Raw genomic sequence first — 11,049 nt, forward strand, 5'->3', positions numbered from 1 at the left:
TGTGGCGTTGTGGGGGGCGGGTCGGTGGCGCCGCGCCGCGGGCTCGGGGGGGGGGCGCGCCGGGGGCCCGCGGCGGGGGGGGGGGGGGGGGGGGGGGGGGGGGGGGGGGGGCCCCCCCCCCCCCGCCCGCGCCGGGGCGTCAGACCGCCGTGCGCTCGTGGACGTGGGCGACGAGGCGGGTGAGGGCGTCCGGGTCCATCGACGGCATGACGCCGTGGCCCAGGTTGAAGACGTGTCCCTCCAGGTCCTTCGCGGCGGCCAGGACCTCGTCGGTCTTGGCCTCCACGACCTCGGTGGAGGCGAAGAGGACGGCCGGGTCGAGGTTGCCCTGGAGCGCCTTGCCGGGGCCGACGCGGCGGGCGGCCTCGTCGAGCGGGACGCGCCAGTCGACGCCGACGACGTCCGCGCCGGCCTCGCCCATGAGGCCGAGGAGCTCGCCGGTGCCGACGCCGAAGTGGATGCGCGGGACGCCGTGGCCGGCGACCGCCTCGAAGACCTTGGCGGAGGCCGGGAGGACCGAGCGGCGGTAGTCGGCGGGGGCGAGGGCGCCGACCCAGGAGTCGAAGAGCTGGATCGCGGAGGCGCCGGCCTCGATCTGCACCGTCAGGAAGGCGGAGGTGATCTCGGCGAGGCGGTCGAGCAGGTCGGCCCAGAGCTGCGGGTCGCCGTACATGAGCGCCTTGGTGTGCTCGTGGTTGCGGGACGGGCCGCCCTCGACGAGGTAGCTCGCGAGGGTGAAGGGCGCGCCGGCGAAGCCGATGAGCGGGGTGTCGCCGAGCTCCTCGGTGAGCATGCCGATGGCCTCGGTGACGTAGTGGACGTCGTCCGGGGTGAGGTCGCGCAGCCGGTCGAGGTCGGCGCGGGTGCGGATCGGGTCGGCGACGACGGGGCCCACGCCGGGCTTGATGTCGAGGTCGACGCCGATGGCCTTGAGCGGGACGACGATGTCGCTGAAGAAGATCGCCGCGTCGACCTTGTGCCGGCGGACGGGCTGGAGGGTGATCTCCTTGACCAGCTCGGGCCGCATGCAGGACTCCAGCATGGGGATGCCCTCGCGGACCTTCAGGTACTCGGGGAGGGAGCGCCCGGCCTGGCGCATGAACCAGACGGGGGTGTGCGGCACGGGCTCGCGCCGGCACGCCTTGAGGAACGCGGAGTCGTACGTCCGCGACTGCTGCTTCGTCTGCTGGCCCGTCGGGCTGTTCATGGCGCTCACGCCCAAATCTTCGCATGTGGCCGGAAGCGGCTCGTGCCGGACGGGTGTCCCTCCCCGCATGGCGGCCCCGTTCCGCCTACTCTTCCCCGCATGGCTGCGGCTCAGGGACATTTTTCCGATCATTCCGACGGCATGCGAGGGACGGGCGACACGGCGGACAGTACGGCGGGGACCCCGGTGCCGCCGGCGTTCCGGCGGGCGGTGGACGCCCTGCGGACGGCACGGCTGCGGTCCGAGATGGAGGTCGAGCCGACCCGGCCGCCGCAGCGGCTCGCGCCGTACGCGTACGCGGTGGAGGCGGCGGTCGTCGACGACGGGGAGGACCTCGCGGACGGCCGGCTCGTGCTGCTGCACGACCCGGCGGGCCACGAGGCGTGGAAGGGCACCTTCCGGCTGGTGACGCTGGTGCGGGCGGAGCTGGAGCCGGAGATGGCGGCGGACCCGCTGCTGCCGGAGGTGTGCTGGTCGTGGCTGACCGGGGCCCTGGAGGCGCGCGGTCTGGCGTACGGGGAGGCGAGCGGGACGGTGACGATGGCGGGCTCGCACTACTTCGGGGGGCTCGCGGAGCGCCGGCCGGCCACCCAGATCGAGATCCGGGCCTCGTGGACGCCCCGGGAGGGGCTGGGCGGGGTGCCGGACACGGCGGCGCACCTGGCGGCCTGGTCGGACCTGCTGTGCCAGATCGCCGGGCTGCCGCCGGTCCCCGCCGACCCGCCGGGGCCGACGGGGGCGACGGGGACGGGGGCGGGGGTCGTCTCGCTGCCCCAGCGGCGGGGGCCGCAGGGGGCCTGAGGCAGGTCCGGACAGGTGTGCGCGAGGGGCCCTTCGGGGCCCCTTCCGCGTTCGTACGGCGTCCCCCGTGGGGGTGAGGGAGCGGGGGCCGCTCGTAGGATGATCGATCGCTCGTCCGAATTGCCCCAATTGTTACTCACTAAATCGTGATCTTTCCCTAAAGGCGGGCGGCCATGCTGCCGAAGGATTCCATGACCCCTTCAGAGCACGGGTTCGCCCCCGGCTTCTTCCCCGAGCCGGCTCCGTCCCGCCCCTTCCCCCCAGGAGGCCGAGTGTCCGTTCTGCTCGAGCAGCCCGCTAGCCTGGTCGCCTACCGCCCGAACAAGCCGACGGCCATGGTCGTCGTGGCCGACCCGCGCGTCCGCTCCACCGTCACCCGCCACCTGTGGGCGCTCGGCGTGCGGGACGTGATCGAGGCGTCGTCCATCGCGGAGGCCCGTCCCCGCGTCGGCAACCCGCGCGACATCTGCGTGGCCGACGTCCACCTTCCCGACGGCAGCGGCCTCACCCTGCTGTCCGAGACCCGCGCCGCGGGCTGGCCCAACGGCCTGGCCCTCTCGGCCGCCGACGACATCGGCGCGGTGCGCAACGCGCTCGCCGGCGGCGTGAAGGGCTACGTCGTCACCGGCACGCGGACCAACATCGGCCACCCGACGCGTCCCGGCGCCGCGCCCATCGGCGCCGCGGCCGCCCGGCTCGGCCACCGCCGCCCCCCGGGCGCCCCGAGCCACCCGGGCGGCTACCGCGAGCTCTCCGGCCGTGAGGTCGAGGTGCTCCGGCTGGTCGCGGAGGGCCAGTCCAACAAGGCCATCGGCGTCTCCATGGGGCTCTCGGCGCTCACCGTGAAAAGCCACCTCGCCCGGATCGCCCGCAAGCTGGGCACCGGCGACCGGGCCGGCATGGTCGCCGTGGCGCTGCGGACCGGGATCATCCACTGAGGCGGTCCTGACGGGAACGCGACGCCTGCCGACGGAACGTTCCGTCGGCAGGCGCTTGCCGCCGGCGGATACCCTTGACAGGTGACCGACGCCCAAGAGACCGCAGCAGACACCGCACTGCGCACCACCGGGGGCGGCCCCCCGGCCGACGACGTCCTTGCGAATGGGCTTCCGATCCCGTTGCTGGAGCCCCGGGAGGGCATCCCGCCGGTCGTCGCGAGCGAGCAGGCCCTCGCCGAGGTGATCACCGCCTTCGCCGCCGGGCGCGGGCCCGTCGCCGTCGACGCCGAGCGCGCCTCCGGCTACCGCTACGGCCAGCGCGCCTACCTCGTCCAGCTCCGCCGCGAGGGCGCGGGCACCGCGCTCGTCGACCCGGTGGGCTGCCCCGACCTCTCGGAGCTCGGCCGGGCCCTGGACGGCACCGAGTGGATCCTGCACGCCGCCACCCAGGACCTGCCCTGCCTGCGCGACATAGGCATGCGCCCCTCCTCCCTCTTCGACACCGAGCTGGCCGGCCGGCTCGCCGGCTTCCCCCGCGTCGGCCTCGGCGCGATGGTGGAGTCCGTCCTCGGCTACGCCCTGGAGAAGGGCCACTCGGCGGTCGACTGGTCCACCCGCCCGCTCCCCGAGCCCTGGCTGCGCTACGCGGCGCTCGACGTCGAGCTCCTCGCCGACCTGCGCGACGAGCTGGAGAAGGAGCTGGACCGGCAGGGGAAGCTGGAGTGGGCCCGCGAGGAGTTCGAGGCCATCGCCACCGCCCCGCCCGCCCCGCCGCGCAAGGACCCCTGGCGCCGCACCTCCGGCATGCACAAGGTGCGCCGCCGCCGCCAGATGGCGGTCGTACGGGAGCTGTGGACGGCCCGCGACCGGGTCGCCCAGCGCCGGGACGTCTCCCCCGGCAAGGTGCTGAGCGACGCGGCGATCGTCGAGGCCGCGCTCGCCGTCCCGGCGAACGTGGCCGCGCTCACCGCCCTGCCCGGTTTCGGCCACCGGATGGGCCGGCGCCAGCTGGAGCAGTGGCAGGCGGCCGTGGACCGGGCCCGGGCCCTGCCCGAGAACGAGCTCCCGCAGCCCGGCCAGCAGCCGGCCGGCCCTCCCCCGCCGCGCGCCTGGGCCGACAAGGACCCGGCGGCCGCCGCCCGCCTCGCGGCGGCCCGCACCGCCGTCACGGCCCTCGCCGAGGAACTGAACCTGCCGCAGGAGAACCTCATCACCCCGGACACCGTCCGCCGCATCTGCTGGGAGCCGCCCTCCCCCGCGGACCCGGAGCCGGTCGCCGCCGCCCTGACCGCCCACGGCGCCCGCCGCTGGCAGGTGGCCCTGGTCACCCCCCTCCTGGTGAAGGCCCTGGCCGCAAGGGCCTGACCCGGTGCCCCCGCCCCACCCGAGAAGCCCCCGACACCCCCCGGCGCCGGGGGCTTCGGCGTGCCCGCGCCGTGTGACCTTCGCCGCTTGGGCCCCGGGGGGTGGGCAGGGTGGTTACTCGCAAGTAGCATGGGGGAAGCAAGCGCACGCTTACTGGTGCGCCGCAGCAGTGCCGTCCCGCACCTGGAGGAGAGCCATCGTGCCTCGTACCGTCAGGGACGTCGTCTTCGTCGACGGCGTCCGCACCCCGTTCGGCAAGGCGGGCCCGAAGGGCATCTACCACGAGACCCGCGCCGACGACCTCGTCGTGAAGGCCATCCGGGAGCTGCTGCGCCGCAACCCGGCCCTCGACCCGGCGAAGATCGACGAGGTCGCGATCGCCGCGACGACCCAGATCGGCGACCAGGGCCTCACCCTCGGCCGGACCGCCGGCATCCTGGCCGGTCTGCCGCAGTCGGTGCCCGGCTACTCCATCGACCGGATGTGCGCCGGTGCGCTGACCGCCGTCACCTCCGTCGCCGGCTCCATCGCCTTCGGCGCGTACGACGCCGTCATCGCCGGCGGTGTCGAGCACATGGGCCGTCACCCCATGGGCGAGGGTGTCGACCCGAACCCGCGGTTCGTCAGCGAGAAGCTGGTCGACGAGTCCGCCCTCTTCATGGGCATGACCGCCGAGAACCTGCACGACCGCTACCCGCACATCACCAAGCGCCGCGCCGACGAGTACGCCGTGCGCTCGCAGGAGAAGGCCGCCAAGGCGTACGCCGACGGCAAGATCCAGCAGGACCTGGTGCCGGTCTCGGTCCGCCGTACCGACGCCTCCACCGGCGAGACCGGCTGGGGCCTGGTCACCGCCGACGAGCCGATGCGCCCGGGCACCACCCTGGAGTCGCTGGAGGGCCTGAAGACGCCGTTCCGCGTCCACGGCAACGTCACCGCGGGCAACGCGGCCGGCCTGAACGACGGCGCCACCGCCTCGATCATCGCCTCCGAGGAGTTCGCCCGCGAGAACGGCCTCCCGGTCAAGATGCGCCTGGTCTCGTACGCCTTCGCCGGCGTCGAGCCGGAGGTCATGGGCTACGGCCCGATCCCGGCCACCGAGAAGGCCCTGGCCAAGGCCGGTCTGGCGATCGGCGACATCGACCTCTTCGAGATCAACGAGGCGTTCGCCGTCCAGGTCCTCGCCTTCCTCGACCACTACGGCATCGCCGACGACGACGCGCGCGTCAACCAGTACGGCGGCGCCATCGCCTTCGGCCACCCGCTGGCCTCCTCCGGCGTCCGTCTGATGACGCAGCTGGCCCGCCAGTTCGAGGAGCAGCCGGAGGTCCGTTACGGCCTCACCACCATGTGCGTCGGCTTCGGCATGGGCGCGACGGTCATCTGGGAGAACCCCCACTGGGAGGGCAAGTGAGCACCACCGCCGAGCTTCTGAAGGGCGCCGCCGCGCTCTTCCCGGACGAGGTCGTCACCCAGGCCCACGTACGGCACTTCGAACTCCCGGCCAACGCCGGCCGGTTCGCGCTGATCACCCTGGACAACGGCTTCGACCACACCAAGCCGACCACCTTCGGCCCGCAGTCGCTGGCCAACCTGAACACGGCGATCGACCAGGTCGAGGCCGAGGCCGCCAACGGCGAGATCGTCGGCGTCGGCATCACCGGCAAGCCGTTCATCTTCGCGGTCGGCGCCGACCTCAAGGGCGTCGAGCTGCTGAAGCAGCACGACGAGGCGCTCGCCATCGGCAAGGGCGGCCACGACGTCTTCAAGCGCCTCTCCGCGCTCGCCGTGCCGACCTTCGCGTACTACAACGGCGCGGCCATGGGCGGCGGCGTCGAGGTCGGCCTGCACTGCACCTACCGCACCGTGTCGAAGGCCCTCCCGGCCTTCTCGCTCCCCGAGGTCTTCCTCGGCCTGGTGCCCGGCTGGGGCGGCTGCGCGATCCTCCCGAACCTGATCGGCGCCGAGAAGGCCGTCCAGGTCATCATCGAGAACTCGCTCAACCAGAACCGGCAGCTCAAGGGCAAGCAGGTCTTCGAGCTCGGCATCGCCGACGCGATCTTCGAGGGCGCCGACTTCCTGGAGCGGTCGCTCGTCTGGACCGCCGGCGTCCTCCAGGGCACCGTCACGGTCGAGCGTCCGGAGATCGACCGGGGCGAGGGCTGGGACGCCGCCGTCGCCAAGGGCCGCGCGATCGCCGACTCCAAGGTGCACGGCGCCGCCCCGGCCGCCTACCGCGCCCTCGACATCATCGAGGCCGCCAAGGACGGCGACCTCCAGAAGGGCTTCGACGCCGAGGACCAGGCCCTCGCGGACCTGATCATGGGCGGCGAGCTCCGCTCCGGCATCTACGCCTTCAACCTGGTGCAGAAGCGCGGCAAGCGCCCCGCCGGCGCCCCGGACAAGTCCCTGGCGCGCCCGGTCACCAAGGTCGGCGTCGTCGGCGCCGGTCTGATGGCCTCCCAGCTCGCCCTGCTCTTCCTGCGCCGCCTGGAGGTGCCGGTCGTCCTGACCGACATCGACCAGGAGCGCGTCGACAAGGGCGTGGGCTACGTCCACGGCGAGATCGAGAAGCTGCTCGGCAAGGGCCGGATCAACCAGGACAAGGCCAACCGCCTCAAGGGCCTGGTCTCCGGCGTCCTCGACAAGGCCGAGGGCTTCGCGGACGCGGACTTCATCATCGAGGCCGTGTTCGAGGAGATGTCCGTCAAGCAGAAGGTGTTCGCGGAGGTCGAGGCGGTCGCCCCGGCGCACGCGATCCTCGCCACCAACACCTCCTCGCTGTCGGTCTCCGAGATGGCCTCGAAGCTCCAGCACCCGGAGCGCGTGGTCGGCTTCCACTTCTTCAACCCGGTCGCCGTCCTGCCGCTGCTGGAGATCGTCAAGGGCGAGCGGACCGACGACGCCTCCCTCGCCACCGCCTTCGGCGTGGCGAAGAAGCTGAAGAAGACCGCGGTCCTCACCAAGGACGCCCCGGCGTTCGTCGTGAACCGCATCCTCACCCGCTTCATGGGCGAGATCCAGAACGTCATCGACGAGGGCACCCCCGTCGAGACGGCCGAGAAGGCCGTCGAGCCGCTCGGCCTGCCGATGTCCCCGCTGGTCCTCCTGGAGCTCGTCGGCCCGGCCATCGGCCTGCACGTCTCCGAGACCCTGAACCGCGCCTTCCCGGAGCGCTTCACGGTCTCCCCCAACCTGAAGGCCGTCGTCGAGGCCGGCAAGCGCGGCTTCTACGTCTACAAGCCGGAGAACGGCTTCAAGCCGGAGCTCGACCCCGAGGTCGCCGCGCTGCTGAAGCAGGGCGACACCGTCCTCACCGAGCAGCAGGTCCGCGACCGCGTCCTCGACGCGGTGGCGCAGGAGATCGGCCTCATGCTGGAGGAGGGTGTCGTCGCCGAGGCGCAGGACATCGACCTCTGCCTGATCACCGGTGCCGGCTGGCCCTTCCACCTGGGCGGCATCACGCCGTACCTGGACCGCGAGGGCGTCTCCGAGCGCGTCAACGGCAAGCGTTTCCTGGCGCAGGGCGTGGCGAGCGTCCCGGCGTAAGCGGTAGCGCGTACGGGGAAGGGGCCGGTGGCATCAGCCACCGGCCCCTTCCGCCGTTCCCCGCCGCGGGACTACCAGCGGCCGTCGAAGGGGTAGTGGTCGCACTTCTCGCCGCAGCGCTCGCGGGCCGCGACGGAGGTGCGCAGGAAGCTGTCCTCCGGCACGCCGAGCACCTTGATCTCGACCGGGGTGGCGGCGGAGTGCAGGGCGCTGAAGATCGACACGAACTCGACGCGGTGGGTGCCGGGGCGCCAGCTGTGCGGGTGGCGCATGCTCCAGGTGCCGTCCTCGGCGACGGCGGCCTCGCCGATGAGCCGCTCGCCCTCCAGGGCCATCACCTTGGTGACGCCGGGGGCGGCGGTGCCGGTGAAGCGGGGGCGCGGGTTGACCCAGGCCCCGCTCTTCGGGGCGGTGACGACGGGCGGGGCGACGTGGTCGCGGACCTCGAAGCGGAGCGAGGCGATCGGGGTGACCCCGCCGGCGCGGGCGATGCCGACGGCCTGCACGGTGTGCTCGCCGGCCGGCCAGACCACGGTGCGGCGCCACAGGAAGCGGCCCTGCTCGTTGACGGCGGTGCCGCCGAGGTAGTGGCCCTGGGCGAAGAAGAGCAGGTAGCCGGTGTCGGGGCCGGCGGTGCCGGCGAACTTCTGGAGGCCGCTGACCGCGCGGTCGGGGGCCGGGGAGGTGAAGACGGGGGCGGTGCCGACCCGGTCGGTGGCGTAGAGCGCGCTCTCGGGGCTCACCACGGTGAACTCGGGTGCGGGCGGCGGGTATTCGCCGGGGACGAGGGTGGCGGGGTCGACGGTGCCGGCCGGGATGTCCGGGTGGTTCTCCAGGGCGGCGGCGAGGATCCGGGCCACCTCGCGGGCGCCGGCGTGGTTGAAGTGGGTGGAGTCGATCATGCCGTCGGGGTGGAGCGGGTGCTCGCCGGCGTCGACCCAGCGGTAGTACTGCTTGGCGCGGGCGGGGCCGAGCTCCTGGAGCAGTCGGCCGGTGTGGGCGTTCATGTCGACGAAGACGGCGCCGGTCTCGGCGGCGGCCTCACGGGTGACCTCGGGGTAGCCGTCGCGGGTGTCGGAGACCTGGCCGTGGACGTCGAAGGCGCAGCGCGAGCAGGGGGTGAGGAGGACCGGGATCGCCCCCTGGGCGCGGATGCCCGCCACGTACAGGGTGAGGAACTCCTTGAACTCCCGCTTGCCGTGGTAGCGGAGGGGGACGTTGATGCGCTGCTCGACGCCGCCGAAGTCGAGGGCGACGATGTCGCCGGGTTCGAGCAGGTTGAGCAGGGTGGCGAAGCGGTCCGTGTAGTAGGTGCGGGCCGTCATGGCGTCGCGGGCGAAGTTCCGCACCTCCCAGCCGGGGGCGAGGAACTCGGCCATGTACTGGCCCCAGCCGGCGATGGGGCCTTCGGCGGCCTTGCGGGACTTGGCGACGGACGCGCCGAGGATGCAGAGCTTGGGCATGGCGGCCTCCGGTTCACAGGGGCCAGGCGGGGAGCCGCCCGGCGTGGAAGCGTTCGTTGCGCGGCGAACCGGTCTCGAACTGGCTGGCGATGGGGAAGTAGCTGGGCAGGAAGGCCGCGAGGGTGGCGTCCTGCTCGTCCTCCGACACGTCCCCGTCGTGGAAGTCGTTGAGGCAGAAGACGTCGTGCGGGCGGGTGGCGAGCAGGCCGTTGAGCTTCTTGACCTGCTCGCTGAGGCCGACGTTGACGAAGCCGGAGGAGATCCGGCCGGGCACGCTGCGGCCGGTGTGGTAGCCGAAGTAGTGGTGGAGCGAGGAGGCCACGGAGACGTCGGAGGGGTCGCGCAGCCGGTTGCGGGCGGTGCGGCGCAGGGCCTCGGGGAAGTGGGTCTCCAGGTCGGCCATGACGCTGCGGCGCAGCGGGTGCGGGGCGTGGATGAAGGAGTTGACCAGGGTCTGGCCGAACATGCCGCTGATGAGGGCGCGGTTGTTCTTGGCGGCGATCCGGCTGAACTCGTCGCCCTCCAGGGCCGGTCCCATGGGGATGGCGTTGGAGGACATGAAGTGCTTGGCGGCGCCGTTGCCGAGGAAGAAGAGCGAGGGCTGGATCGGGCGGGCGGCGAACACGTCGTCGTTGAAGTAGAGGAAGTGCTCGGCGAGGCCGTCGATGTGGTGCAGCCGGCTCTCGATGGCGTGCGAGTTGTAGGTGGGCAGGGCGCCCTCGTCGCCGAAGATCTCGGTGTGGTCGACGACCCGGACGCGGGGGTGGCGGGTGTCCAGCCACGGCGGCACCTGCCGGTCGGTGACCAGGTAGACGTTCCGGATCCAGGGGGCGTACATGTCGAGGGAGCGCAGCGAGTAGCGCAGTTCGTCGCGGTTGCGGAAGCGGGCGGCGCTGGTGGCGGCGTCCTCCGTGACCACGCCCATGGAGGCGAGGACCGCGTTCTTGCGCTCCAGCCAGTCCACGTCGGAGCCGTCGACCCAGGTGTAGACGGCGTCGATCGGGAAGGGCACGTCGTGGTGGAGGGTGTGGGTGTACGGCTCCACCGTCGGGTAGGCGCGCCCGCCGAGGACGGCCGGCGCCCGGCGCATCGAGGCGCGGGGCACCCGCTGGCCGATGAGGGTGCGGCGCGGGGAGAGGAAGAAGTCCGGCTCCTCCTCGTCGTGGTACCAGAAGGAGATCAGGCAGCCGTAGGTGGCGCCGAGGCGGAGGGTGCCGGTGGCGGAGACGACGGGGGCGTAGACGCGGACGCCGGAGCACTCGGTGTGCACGTGGTCGGCGGCCCGCTGGGCCAGGGTGGTGACCATCGTGGTGTCGGCGTCGTTGAGGAGGCCCACGTAGACCGGGCCGTCGGGGAAGCGGTCGGCGAGGGCCTTGAGGACGGCGCCCCGGTAGTCGGCGTGGACGGCCACGCTGTGCCGGATCTTGGTGTCCCGGACCAGGAAGTAGGGGACGCCGGCGGCCTCCAGGGCGTCGGCGGCGAGCGCCAGGTTGGCCTGGGCGATGTCGAAGGGCGATTCGGCGTCGATGACCCGGCAGACCTGGCCGCCGTCGCGGACGAGGGTGCGGTCGCGCTCCAGCAGCCGTTCCTCGGCCGCCTTGAAGGCGCGGTCGCGGGCGGTGCCCTGGGGGACGGCGGAAGCAGTGATCCGCTGGGTGAAGCAGGCGGGCGAACTCGACGGACCGATCCTGTGGATAGCCCAGACCGAGGAGCTGTGCGAGCAGGC

8 protein-coding genes are annotated in these 11,049 nt (G+C 73.0%); 5 read left to right on the forward strand and 3 right to left on the reverse strand.

What is annotated here, in order from left to right; genetic code table 11:
* Nucleotides 1-139 precede the first annotated feature (139 nt).
* Entirely contained in the window at nt 140-1,207 is a 1,068-nt protein-coding gene (gene hemE, locus AB0E83_RS31005) for a uroporphyrinogen decarboxylase (RefSeq protein ID WP_362119297.1), read from the reverse strand.
* Between the two features lie 99 nt (nt 1,208-1,306).
* On the opposite strand from hemE, the gene AB0E83_RS31010 reads away from it, so the two are divergent.
* From AB0E83_RS31010 to AB0E83_RS31030, 5 genes are all read left to right on the forward strand, one after another.
* Entirely contained in the window at nt 1,307-2,008 is a 702-nt protein-coding gene (locus tag AB0E83_RS31010) for a DUF3000 domain-containing protein (protein ID WP_362119276.1), read from the forward strand.
* 272 nt (nt 2,009-2,280) lie between these two features.
* Nucleotides 2,281-2,946, forward strand: coding sequence for a response regulator transcription factor (locus AB0E83_RS31015; RefSeq protein WP_015037008.1), 666 nt, complete (start codon nt 2,281-2,283; stop codon nt 2,944-2,946).
* An 81-nt stretch (nt 2,947-3,027) separates the two neighbouring features.
* Entirely contained in the window at nt 3,028-4,311 is a 1,284-nt protein-coding gene (locus AB0E83_RS31020; protein ID WP_362119279.1) for a ribonuclease D, read from the forward strand.
* A 199-nt stretch (nt 4,312-4,510) separates the two neighbouring features.
* Nucleotides 4,511-5,725: an acetyl-CoA C-acyltransferase gene (locus AB0E83_RS31025; RefSeq protein ID WP_362119282.1), complete on the forward strand. Its 1,215-nt coding sequence runs from the start codon at nt 4,511-4,513 to the stop codon at nt 5,723-5,725.
* A complete protein-coding gene (locus AB0E83_RS31030; RefSeq protein WP_362119285.1) occupies nt 5,722-7,860 on the forward strand; it encodes a 3-hydroxyacyl-CoA dehydrogenase NAD-binding domain-containing protein in 2,139 nt (712 codons plus the stop codon). The genes AB0E83_RS31025 and AB0E83_RS31030 overlap by 4 nt, the downstream gene beginning before the upstream one ends.
* Nucleotides 7,861-7,931: 71 nt before the next feature.
* On the opposite strand, the gene AB0E83_RS31035 is transcribed toward AB0E83_RS31030, so the two are convergent.
* Both AB0E83_RS31035 and AB0E83_RS31040 read right to left on the reverse strand, forming a co-directional pair.
* Complete coding sequence (locus AB0E83_RS31035; RefSeq protein WP_362119288.1) at nt 7,932-9,323, reverse strand: GDSL-type esterase/lipase family protein; 1,392 nt, start codon at nt 9,321-9,323, stop codon at nt 7,932-7,934.
* A 13-nt stretch (nt 9,324-9,336) separates the two neighbouring features.
* The coding region (locus AB0E83_RS31040) for a stealth family protein (protein ID WP_362119291.1) at nt 9,337-11,049 on the reverse strand (1,713 nt) is incomplete at its 5' end.

The organism is Streptomyces sp. NPDC035033 (assembly GCF_040636735.1).
Classification (GTDB): Bacteria; Actinomycetota; Actinomycetes; order Streptomycetales; family Streptomycetaceae; genus Streptomyces.

Excerpts from the sequence above, each read along its gene's own strand:
- AB0E83_RS31035 (WP_362119288.1), bottom strand. The coding sequence starts at position 9,323 with ATGCCCAAGCTCTGCATCCTCGGCGCGTCCGTCGCCAAGTCCCGCAAG.
- AB0E83_RS31010 (WP_362119276.1), top strand. The coding sequence starts at position 1,307 with ATGGCTGCGGCTCAGGGACATTTTTCCGATCATTCCGACGGCATGCGA.
- hemE (WP_362119297.1), bottom strand. The coding sequence starts at position 1,207 with ATGAACAGCCCGACGGGCCAGCAGACGAAGCAGCAGTCGCGGACGTAC.